The sequence below is a fragment of the Methylobacterium sp. SD274 genome, assembly GCF_017355285.1.
In the GTDB taxonomy this organism is placed as follows: Bacteria; Pseudomonadota; Alphaproteobacteria; order Rhizobiales; family Beijerinckiaceae; genus Methylobacterium.
This window is the reverse complement of sequence record NZ_JADIJP010000005.1, coordinates 171,778-187,511: the sequence shown is the minus strand read 5'-3', so window position 1 is coordinate 187,511 and position 15,734 is coordinate 171,778. Positions and strand designations below refer to the sequence as shown.

15 protein-coding genes are annotated in these 15,734 nt (G+C 67.1%); 6 read left to right on the top strand and 9 right to left on the bottom strand.

Annotated elements, in window-relative coordinates; translation table 11 throughout:
* Positions 1–38: 38 nt before the first annotated feature.
* From IPV08_RS07035 to IPV08_RS07025, 3 genes are all read right to left on the bottom strand, one after another.
* Entirely contained in the window at positions 39–248 is a 210-nt protein-coding gene (locus tag IPV08_RS07035) for a hypothetical protein (RefSeq protein ID WP_056434160.1), read from the bottom strand.
* A gap of 74 nt (positions 249–322) precedes the next feature.
* Entirely contained in the window at positions 323–1,783 is a 1,461-nt protein-coding gene (locus IPV08_RS07030; protein ID WP_348646097.1) for a DUF2252 domain-containing protein, read from the bottom strand.
* A gap of 503 nt (positions 1,784–2,286) precedes the next feature.
* Positions 2,287–2,490, bottom strand: a complete 204-nt coding sequence (locus tag IPV08_RS07025; protein ID WP_056434273.1) for a hypothetical protein — start codon at positions 2,488–2,490, stop codon at positions 2,287–2,289.
* Positions 2,491–2,759: 269 nt separating this feature from the next.
* Between IPV08_RS07025 and IPV08_RS07020 the strand changes: the two genes are divergently transcribed.
* On the top strand, positions 2,760–3,638 hold the full coding sequence (locus IPV08_RS07020; protein WP_207411307.1) for a DUF4336 domain-containing protein: 879 nt from the start codon (positions 2,760–2,762) through the stop codon (positions 3,636–3,638).
* 59 nt (positions 3,639–3,697) lie between these two features.
* Here IPV08_RS07020 and IPV08_RS07015 read toward each other — a convergent pair whose 3' ends face one another.
* Entirely contained in the window at positions 3,698–4,366 is a 669-nt protein-coding gene (locus tag IPV08_RS07015) for a DUF4142 domain-containing protein (protein WP_207411306.1), read from the bottom strand.
* Between the two features lie 254 nt (positions 4,367–4,620).
* Between IPV08_RS07015 and IPV08_RS07010 the strand changes: the two genes are divergently transcribed.
* Positions 4,621–4,812: an Rmf/CrpP family protein gene (locus IPV08_RS07010; RefSeq protein ID WP_244477943.1), complete on the top strand. Its 192-nt coding sequence runs from the start codon at positions 4,621–4,623 to the stop codon at positions 4,810–4,812.
* A gap of 154 nt (positions 4,813–4,966) precedes the next feature.
* Here the strand turns inward: IPV08_RS07010 and IPV08_RS07005 are convergent, their stop codons facing one another.
* Positions 4,967–5,350 carry a hypothetical protein gene (locus IPV08_RS07005; protein WP_056434164.1) on the bottom strand — a complete coding sequence of 128 codons (384 nt, stop codon included), beginning with the start codon at positions 5,348–5,350 and terminating at the stop codon, positions 4,967–4,969.
* Between the two features lie 307 nt (positions 5,351–5,657).
* Between IPV08_RS07005 and IPV08_RS07000 the strand changes: the two genes are divergently transcribed.
* The gene (locus IPV08_RS07000; RefSeq protein WP_207411305.1) at positions 5,658–6,530 is read left to right on the top strand and encodes a type 1 glutamine amidotransferase; all 873 of its coding nucleotides are present in this window, start codon (positions 5,658–5,660) and stop codon (positions 6,528–6,530) included.
* Positions 6,531–6,576: 46 nt separating this feature from the next.
* On the opposite strand, the gene IPV08_RS06995 is transcribed toward IPV08_RS07000, so the two are convergent.
* Positions 6,577–9,600, bottom strand: a complete 3,024-nt coding sequence (locus tag IPV08_RS06995; RefSeq protein WP_207411304.1) for a M10 family metallopeptidase — start codon at positions 9,598–9,600, stop codon at positions 6,577–6,579.
* 432 nt (positions 9,601–10,032) lie between these two features.
* On the opposite strand from IPV08_RS06995, the gene IPV08_RS06990 reads away from it, so the two are divergent.
* Positions 10,033–10,713, top strand: a complete 681-nt coding sequence (locus IPV08_RS06990; RefSeq protein WP_056434279.1) for a L,D-transpeptidase — start codon at positions 10,033–10,035, stop codon at positions 10,711–10,713.
* 241 nt (positions 10,714–10,954) lie between these two features.
* Here the strand turns inward: IPV08_RS06990 and IPV08_RS06985 are convergent, their stop codons facing one another.
* From IPV08_RS06985 to IPV08_RS06975, 3 genes are all read right to left on the bottom strand, one after another.
* On the bottom strand, positions 10,955–11,797 hold the full coding sequence (locus IPV08_RS06985) for an EamA family transporter (RefSeq protein WP_207411303.1): 843 nt from the start codon (positions 11,795–11,797) through the stop codon (positions 10,955–10,957).
* 126 nt (positions 11,798–11,923) lie between these two features.
* Positions 11,924–12,739, bottom strand: a complete 816-nt coding sequence (locus IPV08_RS06980; RefSeq protein ID WP_207411302.1) for a DeoR/GlpR family DNA-binding transcription regulator — start codon at positions 12,737–12,739, stop codon at positions 11,924–11,926.
* Positions 12,736–13,611, bottom strand: coding sequence for a LysR substrate-binding domain-containing protein (locus tag IPV08_RS06975; RefSeq protein ID WP_207411301.1), 876 nt, complete (start codon positions 13,609–13,611; stop codon positions 12,736–12,738). The genes IPV08_RS06980 and IPV08_RS06975 overlap by 4 nt, the downstream gene beginning before the upstream one ends.
* A 127-nt stretch (positions 13,612–13,738) precedes the next feature.
* Between IPV08_RS06975 and IPV08_RS06970 the strand changes: the two genes are divergently transcribed.
* Entirely contained in the window at positions 13,739–14,845 is a 1,107-nt protein-coding gene (locus IPV08_RS06970) for a 2-aminoethylphosphonate--pyruvate transaminase (protein WP_207411300.1), read from the top strand.
* Positions 14,846–14,899: 54 nt separating this feature from the next.
* Entirely contained in the window at positions 14,900–15,727 is an 828-nt protein-coding gene (gene phnX / locus IPV08_RS06965; protein ID WP_207411299.1) for a phosphonoacetaldehyde hydrolase, read from the top strand.
* Positions 15,728–15,734: the final 7 nt, after the last annotated feature.

Sequence of the window (15,734 nt, the reverse complement as noted above, 5' to 3'; positions counted from 1 at the left end):
CGTCCGCTATCAAACCTCCCCGCGGTGACGACGGGTGGTCAGAAGCTGCCGCTCAGGGGCACGGGTGGGGACCGGTCGGCATCCTCGTCCCGCTTGCCCGAATTCAGCATATCGTCCAGCATCGACAGGAGGTCGAGGAGTTCCAGCTTCCCCTCATGCGATATGTCGGCGGCCTTCACGCGTCGCTGGATCGTGGTTCTGACGCTCGACAATGCCTCGTGGTAGCCCTCGGCGCGTTCGGTACTCATGATCGGTTCCCTGCTCGGCGACCATGGCGAGATAGGGCAATGGGCCGAGGCGCCCATCCCTCCCGCCTCCCCGATCAGAGGCAGGAATCCGGCGCGGCCTCGAGCCTGCCATCAGAAATCGCGGACAGGAACGCCCGGTAATCCGCCTCGTTCTGATCTCCGTAGGCGTGCGCCCAGTCCGCGAAGGCCTCGCGCAGATCCGCGCGCCCGTCATGACCGCAATAGCCGGCGATGGCGGCCGCATCACCCGTACGGGCATGCGCCCGAGCGAGGAGGGCGCCGTAGGCGTGGGAGAAGTACAGCAAAGGCTGCCCCGCCATCCTGGCGATGGGAATCTCCCCCTTCATGTTCTTCATCTGGCGGACATAGAACGGCCGGTTGTCGATCGACGTCCAACCGAGCAGGGGGTCTCCCACCGCCTGCAGGAGCTTCTGCCCGTAGATGACGCGCTCGCCCTCGTGGCTCGCATAGGGTTCGGGCATGCCGGTCAGATAGGGCGCATGGGCCGGGCGAACGGCCTCCTTGACCTGAAGGAAGAGCGCGTCCTGATCGGAATTGCCGCAGAGCAGGGCGACGTAGGCACGGGTTCCGACACTCCCGACCCCGACCACGCGATGAGCGACATCGACCACGTGATAGCGGTTGAGCATGAAGCGGCGCTCGCGCGGCAAGGTCTCGGCGTAGCGTTCGAGGCCCGAGGTCACGTTCTGGCGCGTCTCCTCGTCGACGCGCATGAGGATCGGCGGCTCCTCGCTGAAGCGCCAGCTGCCATCCGTGCGTCGCTCGCCGACCCGGTCGAGCAAGCTCTTGTTGTTCTTGCGGCGCGCCTTCTCGACGGCCTTGCGCACCACCGTCTGGGATTGCGCGTCGATCTCGATACCGGAAAATTCGAGCTGGTCGGCCCGCGCCGCCCGCTGCCACACATCGAGGGAACCACGGGGCGCCAGATCGTCCATGGTGTGCTGATACCCGGCAACGGCCGCGAGCACGGCCGCCCGCCGCTCCACGGCCCGTACGCCATCGTCGCGCGCCGCCACCTCGATGCTGGCGCAGAGCCGTTTCAGGTCCCATTCCCAAGGCCCGATCGTCACCTCGTCGAAATCGTTGAGATCGAACACCACCTCGCCCTGCGGTGTCCCGAACAATCCGAAATTCGAGATGTGGGCGTCGCCGTTCATCACGACGTCGATCGTCCCGTGGGGTCCTTGCGCCAGGTCCCAGGCCATCACATGCGCCGCGCCGCGCAGGAAGGCGAACGGGGAGCTCGCCATGCGGGCGACCCTGAGCGGGATCAGATGCGCCTGCCTGCCATCATGAGCGCCCTCGATCAGCGAGACCGGATCGGGACGGTCGGAGCCGATGTCGAGAGAGGCATGGACCGCGTGAGGCACTTTCCCCCGCAAGGTCTTGCCGGCGGCCCGGCGCTTCTCCCAGGGCTCTACCCCGGTGCGGAGATCGATATGGGGGAAGTCCGCCAACGGTTCCAGGACAGCGTCCGGCCCAGTCTCGACGGCATCGTTCGGCTCGGCGTGTATGACGTCGGAAACATCCGTCGATCGATCCAAGTCGCGATCCTTCTCAAAGCGATGGATTAGAACGGGGGTGGATCGCGGGCAACACGATGCCGGCAGCTTTTGCATTCATTCGACATCTCACGAAACACATCATCGCGAACAGTCTCGAACAGAGTCGCGAGGAGAAGACATCAGCGATGGGAAAGACCGAGGCGGGCGGATGGGCCGCCCGTCACTCCACCTCGCTCACGGCCCGGTTCGACCATGCGGCGGCGCATGCTTTCCCGCCCATGGATGACATGATGTCGAACAGAAGAGACGTAGCGTTGGAAGCTCAGCGAAGAGTTCCCGGCTCCTGTCAAAGCCAACGGCCACGAAGGCCGGGCCAAAGTGCGCGTACATCCGGCGTCACCCTGTCCCGGCATCGTGGCCGTCTCCGATGAAGCGACGAGGTCGCGATCGGTATGTCCCCTAGATGGGGGCAATATAGTTAATAATCAATGATCGCCATGCCGGATCGGCGGTTACTCCGCGGCCTCGACCTTTGCGTCGTCCTCGTCGAGGATGCTTTCCAGATCGCCAGTGAGCGCGTCCAGCTGCTCGGCGGTCGCCACGATCTTGAACTTGGTCCCGTCCTCGGCTTCCACTGCGATCTCGACGTGGTCGCCAACCTTCGCCGCGAGGGCCTGTTTCAGGGTGTAGGTCGTGGCCTTGTCATTCGCTGCCATGAGGGTCTCCTTGTTCGGCAGCGGCCAACGCATCAATGCGCGGAAAAGCCCCGGCGCCCGCCGGGTTTCGGGGGCTTTTCGTGTGCGACTTAGTGGCCCGCTTCCCCGGCCACCGGCTATAGCCGGTGCTCCCGACGCTACAGAAGGCATATCGTGCCGCAGGTTCTAAGACAGAGCCTTTGAGCGTTGAGTAACGCCCAAGATGGGACCCTCGCGCCCGGTTCCTACGTTTCACCCTCTGATGGACAGCGAACCCGGAGATCCATGGCGTGGCGTACGAAACCGGCTATCCACCTCTGAATACCCTGAAACAGGTTGCCGATGGCGTCTGGATCGTGGACGCGGCCCCCATCCATGCGGGCGGGATACCGTTGCCGATCCGCATGACGGTTCTACGGTTGGCGGGTGGCGAACTGCTCCTGCACTCGCCCATCCCGTACAATCCAGGCCTACAGCGCGGCTTGGAGGAACTCGGCCGCATCGGTCATCTCGTGGCCCCGAGCGTCGGCCATTGGATGTTCCTCCGGGATTGGCAGGCGGCCTGTCCGAACGCGATCACCTGGGCGGTCCCGGGACTCGAGGATCGTGGCCAGGTTCGCCGCTCCGGTGTCCGGATCGACGCCGAGCTCGGGAACAGACCGCCCCGCCTCTGGGCCGACGAGATCGACCAGGTGCTGGTCGCCGGCCCCGTGTTCAAAGAGGTCTGCCTCTTTCACCGACCGAGCGGCACGCTTCTCCTCACCGACCTCATCATTAACCTGCGGGCGGATGATCTGTCCGCCGTGCCGCGGTCCCTGGCCCGCATGCTCGGGATCGTCTCCCCCGACGGAAAGGCGCCGCTCTATCTCAGGCTTCTTCTGCGCGCGAACCGTAGCGAGGTCGCGCGAGCGGCCGAACGTCTGGTGGGATTCGAGCCGGAGAGAGTGATCTTCACGCACGGCGAATGGTTCGACCGTGACGCGGCCGCGAAACTGCGCCGCTCGCTCTCATGGCTTCTGGGACCCGACAGCGGCGGCGGGCGACTTCTGTCCCGGCCGAGCGGCCCATCTTCCGTCGCTCCATGGCCCCGGGCCGTCCTCGCCGGCGCGGCCCTTGTCGGCGTCGCCGCGCTCGTTGCGTGGGTCAGACGAGGGCGCCGCCGTTCCTGAAACGGAGAGGGCCCGGCGGAACCCCGCCGGGCCCTTCACGCGCCGCAACGCCGGGACGGTCAGCCGCGTTGACCGCCCATCATCGCCTGCATCTTGGTCAGCTGGGAAATGTGGAGCCGGATGAGCGGGATGGCGCCCTGGGCAATGCGGCGGAGCTGGGGATCTTCGCCGCTCTCGGCGTAGGAGCCATGAATGGCATAGGCTTCCTGGTGGCCTTGCAGCGAGGCGCTCACGAAGGCCGCATCATATTGCGGGCCCGGCTGGGTCGCGGCAAGCTGCGAGAGGAGCTGAGCCTTCTGCTCGTCCGTGGTCATGCCGCCGGGCGGAGGGGCCCCCAGCGCACCGCCGGCGACACCGACAGCGGCGCCGGCCACCCCACCCGCGACAGCCAGAGGCGCCGCGACGAGTCCCCCGATGAGACCTCCGGGGCCGGGAGGGCCGCCTGCCGCCGCGGAGGCCAACCCCTCCGAATAGGGAGCCAATTTGCGGGACAGGTTTACCTGCTCGACCACCTCCGCGCGGGAGAACTTCTTCACCCGAGGGTTCGTCGTCTTGTCGAACGCATCACGCGCCGTGTTCTCGAGAAACAGGCCGCCCTTGGTCGCCATGTTGAGGTAGACCGGGGTGGGCATGCCACCACCGGGAACGGGCTGGGCCGCCGCGGTGCGGGTGACGGCAAGGGAAGCGGTGGCCGTGAGCATGCCAAGTACGAAGGCGCGACGATGCATTGCAGTGCTCCGAGTGCTTGAGGACGCACCTCGCCGATGTAGCTTAGCTTTAGGTGCTCAGCCAAAAACCATGCTGATCAAGCAATGTTCCAAGAATAAATGGCGACATCGCGTCAATTATAGAAGGTTTATAGCAAATATCAATCATCGCACGACATTTGGGGTCCCGGATCAAATAGCCTGATACAGCGATTGTTGCGCTCAAGCTTTCCGCCGCAGCCCTTCATCGGGCTTCGCCCTCTTGGACCGGGCTCATGGCGCCCTACCTTGCGGCAATGACACAGCCTCCAGACGACAACCTCGACCACCGCGCCCTCGGCTACTACGCCCCCGGCAAGGGATTGAGGCGCGAGGATTGCCCCTATGCCGAGGGCACCGAGGCGCATGCGGAATGGATCGCCGGATATGATGCGGCGGTCAGGGAAGGCGAGGGCGGCAAAGCTTGAAGTGGGAAGGCTTGAAGTGGGAAGGCCTGAAGCGGCAAGGTCTCGGCAAGTCAGCCTCGATAGTGTCAGCCTCAGCGAGGCCCCGTCTGAGCGTGACGAGGGGCCTCACAGGCCCCTCGCACTGTCCCACGGGCTTACACCCTGTCGGCCACCGTCAATCGTAAGGCTCGAAATCGGGCCCAGGGTGCCGAAATCCGACCGGACGAGGACCATAAGGGCGATGGTCGTAGACGCGCTCCCGGTCCACGATGACCTCCCGAACCACCGGACGCGGCCGATAGACGGCCGGCCTTTCCTCGATCACCTCGCGGACGACGCGGCGCGGCGCATAGACCGGCGGTCGCTCGATGATCTCCTCACGCACGAACCGTTGCGGGCGAACGACCTGGCGCTCGACAACCGTGCGCCGAGTGACCACGGTCGCGGGCTCATCGTAGCCGCCATAGCCGTAATCGCCGGCCTGTGCAGTCACCGAACCGACGCTCAAGCAAGCTCCCAGGGTCAGCGCAGAGAGTGCGCCCAAGGCGAGCAGTCTCATCGTCTTCTCCTTCAGTCACGAAACACGCCGCCCGAAGACGGCTTGCCCTGAAAACTCCCGGACCTTCGTTTTGGATGTGTCGGACCCGGAGAAAATCTTAAACGAAGCCGACTCTCCGTCTCGGCGGAACATCCGGGACTGGACTTCGGAACCGTAGCCATGATGCGCCGATCCCCCCACGCGTCATGAGCGCGACGCTGGTGGCGCGGACCGTAGAGCCCCCTGCGGCAGGTTCGCCGAGGCTGGAACGCGGATCGCCGCCACCGGTTCGGGTACCGGAGAATAACTCTCCGGAGCACGCGTTTCCTTGAAGGTCACCACAGCCGGGTTGCGCTTCCTGATCGCCGAAAGCGAGCCTCCCGAAGCGCGCGACGAACGCCGGAAAAGCGTTGGGCGGTCATCCGGAGAAACCTATCTCGATCTCCTGGCTCGGCTCGCACCCGGCGCGACCTGTCACCGGGTCACGCCGGCCGACGCGGACAGCGCCCTGCCGCCGGGTGAAACGCCGGGCGGCTACGATGCCGTCTTCTTCAGCGGCTCGCCGCTCGCCCTCTACGAGGAGACACCGGAAGTTCGGCGCGCGGTCGCCTTCATGCAGGCCACTTTCGCATCGGGCACCCCCGCCTTCGGCTCCTGCGCCGGCCTGCAACTCGCCACCGTCGCAGCCGGCGGAACCGTGCGACGCAACCTTCACGGCCCGGAGGCAGGCTTTGCCCGCCGCATCACCGCCACGGAGAGTGGCCGTGCCCATCCCATGTTGGCCGGCCGACCCGCCGCCTATGACGCTCCGAGCATTCATACCGACGAGGTGGAGACCCTGCCGGCGGGCGCGTCCCTCCTGGCGAGCAACCGGGGCACCACGGTCCAGGCCGCCGAGATCCGCCATGACGGGGGTGTCTTCTGGGGCGTGCAGTACCACCCCGAAATCGGCCTCGACGAGGTTGCGGGCGCCCTGCGCCGCCAGGCCGACGATCTCGTGGAGAGCGGGCTCGCCCTGTCCCCCGCCGAGGTCGAGGCGCAGGCCGCCCTGGTCGAGAACCTCCATCGCGAGCCGGACCGGCGCGACCTCGCCTGGCGGCTGGGACTCGACGATCAGGTCACCGACCCCGAGCGGCGCCAGACGGAAATCCAGAACTTCATCGACGCCTTGCTGAGGCATGGACGGTCACTGGCGCCCTGATCGCGCGTGACAGAACCCCATCCGGCAGAGCCGGCGCGGCTCGCTCTCATACCACGAAGAGGTCGCGGTAGCCTAGATCGACCCCGTCGTTCAGGATGGCGAACCGGGTGGCCTGCCCCGCACCGCTGCCATCCGCGTCATAGAACAGGTTTCCGGTGTCGTGATCGTAGAGGATGCGATCGTCGGCATCGGTCCTGGCCACGCTCACATCCTTGAACGCGTCGGCGGCGAGGCGACCGGGGGCCAGCGCCGTGAAGATGGCGTCGTCGAGCCGGATGCGATCCTCGCCCACGGTAAAATCGGTAAGGCGATCGATATTGTTGGCCCCGAGTGTGGTCGAGAACGCGAAGACGTCGCGTCCGGCGAGCCCCCTCATGATATCGGAACCCAATCCCCCGTCGAGGGTGTTGGCGCCCTCGTTGCCGCGCAACAGGTTGTCGAACTCGTTCCCGACGAGGTGCAGACGCGACGTTCCGGTGGCGATCGCCAGTTTCAGTATCTCGATCTCCTGGCCGGCGGCCAGGGCATAGCTCGTCGACGCCACGACCGTATCGCGGCCCTCGTCGCCCGTCTCGAAGACACGGTCGGCGAGGCGGTCGACGATGTAGGTGTCGTTGCCGGCAGCACCGTAAAGGCTGTCCGTACCGCCCTTGCCGTTCAGGACGTTGTCGCCGGCATTGCCGCGCAGCACCTGGTTGATCTCGTTGCCCACGAGCTTGAAGGCGTCCCTGGCGCTGGCGTCCCTGGCAGCCAGAAACTCGACGGACTGGCCGGTGCCGAGGGCGTAACCGACATCCGTGAGAACCCGGTCGTAGCCCTGATGCGCGAGTTCGTAGACGCGATCGGCTTTGCTATCGACGATGTAGGTGTCGCCGCCCTTCAGGCCGTAGAGGAAGTCGGACCGGCCGCCGCCGTCGAGAAGGTTGGCGGTATCGTTGCCGACGATGGTGTCGCGCCCGCTTCCACCGATGGCGGTCTCGATCACCGTGCCCTGCGCGATGGCGATGTTGTTCGTCAGGCCGGCGACGCTGCTGAAGGCCCCCGCGCGGAGATCGACGAAGGCGGCCTTCGCGAAACCCGACAGGTCGAGGATATTGTGGCGGCCTTCGTTGAAGAGGGTCAGAACCGGCTGCGTGTTGAGGCTGAAATCGTAGATCTTCTCCAGGGGACCGGTGATCGAGCTGTTGAAGCCGTAGGTCTGCCCGCCCGAGAACGGCGTGCCGGCCGGCGACGCGGCGCCATAGAGCTGCTGGATCGCCAGGATGTCGAGTTGCATCAGCGATTGGCTGGATTTGCGGGTTTCGCCATCGGCATGGCCCCAATCCGTGCCGGCGACCGGATCGCTCGCGCGGTACTTGGCGTCATGCGCCTTGGTCCAGTCGATATAGGACATGACCGACCATTCGCGGTCGTCATAGGCACTGAATTGCTGGGTCGCCGGATCGACCTTGCCGTTGTAGCGGCCATCATGTCCGAGACCCAGCACATGGCCGATCTCGTGCACGATGGTCCCGAACCCGTATCCGGCGGCCTTGTGGAGGGAGCCCGACAGGTCGAACCCATGCTTGCTCGTATCGATCGAGACCACGACCTGACTCTGAGGCGTGCCCAGGGTGCTTCCGCTGCCGCGTGAACTCGTGTTGCTCGTGTCGGCCCGGCCATCGTTCCCGCGATGGATCAGGACGTCGGCGGCCGTGCTCAACGAAGCCGCCACGAAACGGACATCCGCCACGCCCGACCAGGTCGCGAAGGCCCGCAGGACGGTGGCCTGCTCGTTCGCGGAGAACGACGAGTCCGGATCGAAGGCATAGGTGATCGTCGCTCCGGTTCCGGCGGTGGGCGCCCCCCATTTATGCGCCGTCCTACCCTCCCAGCCGGCGAAGCTCGCCTCCGTCAGCGTTCCGTCGGGCGAGAGCCCGTTGATGAACGAAACCTCCTCGGCCATCGTCGGAGAGACCGGCGCGCCGTTGGTCTTGAACCCGATGAGACCTTTATCCGCATCGTAGACGTAGGTGTGGTCGCGGAAGAAATGGGCTCCCGTATTCATGAACGAGGCCGAGCCATGGGTGGCGCGGCTCTCCCAGACGTTCGAGGGCGTATCCCCTCTCTCGTCGCCGAGGACGAAGCCGTAACTGGTCGCCGCACCGTTCGAGCCGGGAACGGTCACGGTGAATGCGCTGCCATCCGGCATCAAATGGCCCGGCTTCGTGATGCCGGGGTAATGGACGAAGGCTTCCGGCGTGCCGGTGTCGAAGAGCAGGTCCATTCCGCTATGCACCGTGCCGTCGATGACGACGGAGCCGGTCGGCCAGAGCCAATCCTGCGGGCTGCCCGGCAACGGCGCCGAAAGGGCCTCGTCGAGCTTCTGCACGGTCCAGCCCGCCCCCTCGTCGGCGCCGGACCAGCCGAGATGCATGCCCTCGCGATCGATCATGTAGCTATGGGCCATCTCCCCGCTCTTCATCTCGGCGAGGTTCAGGACGGCATTGTTCGCGGAGGTGAGCGTGGTCCCCTTCACATCCGTGGCGAAGCCGGTGTTGAACCCGACGCCGAGCATATACGTATTGGTGCCGTCGCTGCGGACGAGGGCCGTCACCGTGGTCGTCGGCACGCTGCCATCCGGCAGGGTCGCGTCGGGGAAGGCGAGGATCAGCGGAACCCAGTGCCCGGTTTCGACGATGCCGTCGCTGCTGTATTTCAGGCTACCCTCTCGATATTGCGGATACTGCGTCCAGTCGATCGGCCCGACCGCAGCCTCGACGAGCTCTTGCGCAAGGACGGTCGCCCAGGATCCGGTATCCACCTGGAAGATGCCGGTGGCGGGCGGCACGTCGACCCCCGTCCCGTGGTTCGCCTCGGGGGTCGCACCGGGGGTCGAGTGTGCCGCGGGCAGGGTCTGGCTCAGCGACGCGGGAACGGGCTTTCCGTCGGCCCCGGCGATGCCGACCACGGAGACATGCGCGTACATGCCGCTCTGTAGGCCGGCAGAGTCCAGGGGGCTGTAGGCCAGCTTCCCGACCGAGGTGTAGAGAGGGATGACGACCTGAGAATTCTGAACGCCCGTCGCCATTGTATCGACCCATCACCCGCACGTCTGGCGGACTGAGCCGTTCCCGATCTCGAGATCGATCGGGAGCATGGCGACAGCCCCTGCAACATCGCTCCATGTCATCGGTGAATTCTGTAAAGAAACCCGTACGGCCAGCTTTGGCGAAGACCGGTGCGATACCTCGCTGGCGCCGACCCGATATCGGGCGTCGCTGAGCCTGATCCGTCGAGGCCTCTTCGCGCGACGGCGCGGCACCGGTCGTTCGCATCGCAAGTCATCGTCCTCACCGAAGACGCTCAAAGGCCGTTGTCGTCCCCCCATCCCCGGCAACGAGAGAGTTTCGCCATACTCTCGACGCAAAAGCCGAGCTTGCCAGTCTCAGCTGGCCATTGAGGCGCGACCGGAGCACTCGTTCTTCGGTCCGCAGGGCAGGGAAGGTCCGGGATCATGATCATGGACGGTGGGATTATCGATCCGCTCGGGCATGGAACGCGGCCGCTCACCCGCCGGTCTTTCCTGGCCGGCTCGGCCGCTGGATTGAGTGCCTTGGGGCTCGCCGGCTGCGCGACATCCGACGGCCTGATCCTCGCCGAGGCGGCGAAGATCTACGGGCCGATGCCGGACGAGAAATTCCCGATCCCGGCCGCCGATATCAGCAAGGTCGACCCGAAATATTATCGCCGGACGGTTCGCTACGACACCAAGGAAGCTCCCGGCACGATCGTCGTCGATCCCGGCAATTTCTACGTCTACCGCATCGAGGGCGACGGCTCCGCCACCCGCTACGGCGCGAATGTCGGCCGCGATGGCTTCCTCTGGAGCGGCGACGCCTATGTCGGCCGCAAGTCCGAATGGGCGACCTGGACACCGCCGAAGGAGATGATCCGGCGTCAGCCAGAGGCCGCCAAATATGCCCGCGGCATGCCGGGCGGCCTGGACAATCCGCTCGGCGCCCGCACCCTTCATCTCTACCAGAACGGCGCCTATACGCTCTATACGATCTATGCCAGCAGCGAGCCCGACACGATCGGCACGGGCATCACGAGCGGCTGCGTCGGCCTGCTCAGCCAGGACATGATCCACCTGTATTCGCGGACACCGGTCAAAACCAAGGTGGTCATCCTGCCGGCGTAAGCAAACGCGCAGGAACACGCCCGGAGCGGTACTTCCGCGTCATCGTCGCGGGGACCGGCTTTGCTTCATGAGTGGGTATTCGCAGCCTGCACGCAATCAAGTGCTCGTCGTCAGAGACGGTCGCCCGGCCCGGCGGCTCTGACGATCCATTCCCTCGCATCGGGAGCTCCGCTTTGCCGCGCTTCGCGTATCCCTCGCGGCATGGTGCTCGATCGTCGGAGCGCGCCGCGGGATCGAGCCTCTAGGCCAGGCGCATGGCCACGACCCCCGCCACGATGATGACCACCGCCGCCGTTCGCGACAGGAGAAGCGGCTCCTTCAGCACGATGACGGAGATCAGCATCGCGAACAGGACGCTGGTCTCACGCGTCGCCGCGACCAGGGGAATGGGCGCGACCGTCATCGCCCAGATCGCGATCCAATAGGAGCCGAGGGCCAGGGCTCCACCCCCGAGTCCTGGCACCATGAGGCCCCGCACGGAGCGCAGCACGTCGCGGCCCCGCGTCCAGAGCACGAAAACCGGCAGCGGGATCGCGTCGATCACGAAAAGTGCGGCGGCATAGGCGTGGGGGTCGCCCGCCGCCCGCGCGCCGAGCCCGTCCACCAGCGTGTAGCCGGAGATCAGGGCGCCGGTGAGAAGCGCGTGCACCAGGGCCGCCCGCCTCAGCCGCTGGCCGCCGGCCTTGGCGAACGCCATCAGGGCGACCCCGGCGCAGAGGATGCCGATCCCGAGGGCGGCGAGGGGGGCCAGCGCCTCCTGCAGCAGCAGGAGCGAGGCGCAGGCGGTCAGCAGCGGGGCGCTTCCGCGCGCGATCGGGTAGACCTGCCCCATATCCCCGTGCCGGTAGGCCTCGGCCAGGGCGATGTAATAGCCGAGATGCAACAGGATCGAACCCGCCAGCCAGGGCCAGGCGGCGGCTTGGGGCCATCCGAACCAAAGCGAGGCCGGAAGCGCGAACAGCCCGGCCGAGGCCGAGATCAGCGCCATGGTGAGAATCGGCTCGAGGCGCAGCTTCGCCACCGCGTTCCAGCCCGCATGCATGAAGGCGGCGGCAAGCACTGCGCAGAAGACGGGTAGGCTCATGCCGGTGGCCATCATGAGATCTCGCGTCCTGTGAGGGCAGCGTCACGCCGACGAGCGGCCGAAAACGTCGTCCGTTCCTAATGCAGGCCCGCTGCAAAAGAAATCAAAAAGCCACAAAAAACCACATCAGGGCGCGACGATCAGGTCGAGGCCGCGTCGGGTCAGGGCGTCCCGGAGAAGGGGCGGGGGCTCGACATCGACGATGAGACCGGTCCCCGCCGGGATCGGCGCGAGGCGGATCGGGGTCAGGCGACCGAACTTGGTGCTGTCGGCCACCACGTAGCCCTGCTCCGCCGCCGCCAGCATGTGGGTGCGCAACTCGGTGGGGAGCGGCGCGAAGTCGGTGATCTCGCCGCTTGGTGAAATGCCGCCGGCACCCACGAAGGCGAGGTCGGCGCGAAAGCGCGCCAGGGCGGTGAGCGCCTCGGTGCCGAAAGCCGCCTCGTCCGCGCCCTCGATCTCGCCCCCGAGGAAGTGGACCCGCACGCCGGCGACACGGCAGAGCAGGAGCCCCACCGGCAGGCTGTTGGTGCAGATCGTCAGCCCCTTGGGCATGGGGCGGGAAAAGAGCGGGTCGCGACCGGCCAGCGCGTTCGCCACCGCCAGGGTGGTGGCGCCGGAATCGAGCACCACCACCATGCCGTCCTCGACGAGCCCCGCTGCGACCCGTCCGATCGCAGCCTTGCCCGCCGGATTGTCGCGCTCGCGGATGGCCAGGACGGGCTCGTCCGCGCGCCGGGTCGCGCCTCCGTGCACGATGGCGAGCCGGCCCCGCTCGGCCAGGGCCTTCAGGTCGCGCCGGATCGTCTCGCGGGAGACGCCGAAACGGTCCGCCATCGCCTCGACGCTGACGCTGCCGTCCTGGCCGAGCCGTGCCAGAATCGCGTCGTGGCGGGAGGCGGCCAGCGCCCGGTTCTCCGGTGCGGAGGGCTTCCGGCTCATCGCGTCGCCTCCGCCGCATCGACCGCCAGTTCGAACACGACACGGATCAGGCGCAGGTTCCGGCGTCGCGCCAGACAGGCGATCGCGTGGCGATTGACGAGGTCCAGCCCGTCGATCGGGATCGCGGCGATCCGGGCGTCCTCGCCGCATTCCAGGGACGAGACGATGCCGATGCCGATTCCTGCAGCGGCGGCCTCGATCACCGCCTCGCGGCTGTCGAGTTCCATCAGCACGGCGGGCGCGATGCTGATGCGCCGGCAGGCCCGATCGAAGGTTCGCCGGGTCACGGAGGTGGGCTCGCGCAGCACCATGGCGGCGCCGTCGAGTTCGGCCAGATCCAGCGCCGCGCGACCCGCCAGGGGATGGTCGCGCGGGACCACGGCGCAGATACGCGAGACCGCGATCTCCGCGAGGTGGAGGTCCGGATGCGCCTCGGCCTCGGTGAGCACCGCGACGCTCGCCCGCTCCGACAGCAGGGCCTCGCGGGTATCGGCGGCGTTGCCGAGGATCAGCCCGACGACGATGCCGGGGTGGCGGGCCCGCAGGCGGGCGAGCAGCGGCATCACGATATGGGGCGAATCCACCGCGATCTCGACCCGCCCCGAAACCAGCGTCCGGTTGGCCTCCAGGAGATCCTCCGCCTGCTCCACGAGGCCGAAGAGCGGGCCGGTGAGTTCGGACAGCGCCCGGCCCTGCGGAGTCAGTTCCGCCGCCCGCGCCGTGCGCCGGAACAGAACGAGGTCGTAGCGCTCCTCCAGCGCCTTGATGTGCCCGGTCACCGCCGGCTGGCTGATGCAGAGGCGCTGGGCCGCGCGCGTGAAGCTGCCCTCCCGCGCGACGGCGTCGAAGGCGCGCAGCTGGAACAGGTTCATGGCGACCTATCGGCAAGACTGATGGCGGGCATCACAAGAAACGATTTGATCTGATGGCTTGCCCGAACGCAAGATTTACCTGTCCCGAAGCGCTCCCGGCGCTCACGGCAGATCGGGCAGGATCACCATGACAGCCGCTCCCATTCTCCTGACTCCCGGCCCGCTGACGACGTCGGAGCGCACCCGCGCGGCGATGATGACCGATTGGGGCTCCTGGGACGGCAGCTTCAACGCCCTGACGGCCAGCGTCTGCGAGCGCCTCGTCGCCATCGCCAACGGGACCGGCAGCCATGTCTGCGTGCCACTCCAGGGCAGCGGCACCTTCGCGGTCGAGGCGGCGGTCGGCACCCTGGTGCCGCGCACCGGCAAGGTCCTGGTCCTCGTCAACGGCGCCTACGGCAAGCGCCTCGCCAAGATCTGCGAAGCTCTGGGCCGCGATCATAGCGTCTACGAGACCGCCGACGACGTGCCCACGACGCCCGAGGCCGTCGACAGCCTGCTCGCGGCCGATCCCACGATCAGCCATGTCGGGCTGATCCATTGCGAGACCAGCACCGGCATCCTCAACCCCCTGCCGGAGATCGCCGCAATGGTCGCCCGCCACGGGCGCGGCCTCATCGTCGATGCGATGAGTTCCTTCGGGGCGCTCCCCATCGACGCGGCCACGGTTCCGTTCGAGGCGTTGATCGCCGCCTCGGGCAAGTGCCTCGAAGGCGTGCCCGGCATGGGCTTCGTGATCGCGCGGGCGGATGCCCTGGCGCGGGCCGAGGGCAACTCGGCCTCATTGGCCCTGAACCTCAGCGACCAGCACGATTACATGCAGCGCACCGGGCAGTGGCGCTTCACCCCGCCGACCCACGTGGTCGCGGCGCTCCACGAGGCGCTGCTGCAATACGACGAGGAGGGCGGCCTGCCGGCCCGCCACGCCAAGTACGCGCGCAATTGCGACGTGCTGATCCGCGGCATGGAGCGCCTCGGCCTCAAATCCTTCCTGGCGCCCGAGATCCAGGCGCCGATCATCGTGACCTTCCACGCCCCGCGCGACCCGAAGTACCGCTTCGCCGATTTCTACGCCGCCGTCCGCGCACGGGGCTTCATCCTCTATCCGGGCAAGCTCACGCAGCTGGAGACGTTTCGCGTGGGCTGCATCGGCCACGTCGAATCCGCCGACATGGAGCGCGCGGTCGAGGCCGTCGCGGCGGTGTTCACCGAGCTGAACATCACGACCGTCTGACCGCCCGTTCCTCGGCCTCCCGCGCGTTCCGCGGGTCACCCGGAAAGCCCAGCCATGTCCTACACCCCCCCGAAGAAACTCCAGGCCGCGATCCTCGACTGGGCCGGGACCGTCGTCGATTTCGGCTCCTTCGCGCCGACCCAGATCTTCGTCGAGGCCTTCGCGGAATTCGGCGTCGCCGTGAGCCTGCCCGAAGCGCGCGGCCCGATGGGCATGGGCAAGTGGGACCACATCCGCACGCTCCTGAACCAGCCCGAGATCGCGGCGCGCTACGCGGCCGCCCACGGGCATCCGGCCACCGACACCGACGTCACCGCGATCTACGAGCGCTTCATGCCGTTGCAGATCGAGAAGATCGCCGAACACTCGGCCGTGATCCCCGGCGCCCTCGACGCCATCGCCGACCTCAGGGCAGGGGGGCTCAAGATCGGCTCCTGCTCAGGTTACCCGGCGCGCGTCATGGAGCGCGTGGTCGCGCTCGCCGCCACCAACGGCTACGTCGCCGACCATGTGGTGGCCACGGACGAGGTCCCGAACGGGCGCCCCTTTCCGGCCCAGGCGCTGGCGAACGTCATCGCGCTCGGCATCGACGACGTCGCCGCCTGCGTGAAGGTGGACGACACGGTGCCGGGCATCCTCGAAGGCCGCAAAGCCGGCATGTGGACGGTGGCGCTCACCTGCTCGGGCAACGCGCTGGGGCTGACCTACGACGCGTTCCGCGCGCTGTCCGCCGATCGCCTCGCCTCCGAGCGGACGCGGATCGCCACCCTGTTCGCGGAATCCAAGCCCCACTTCCTCATCGACACGATCGCCGACCTGCCGGGCGTCGTCGCCGATATCAACGGATTGCTGGCGGCCGGACGCATGCCACAGGCCTGCTAGAGCTGCA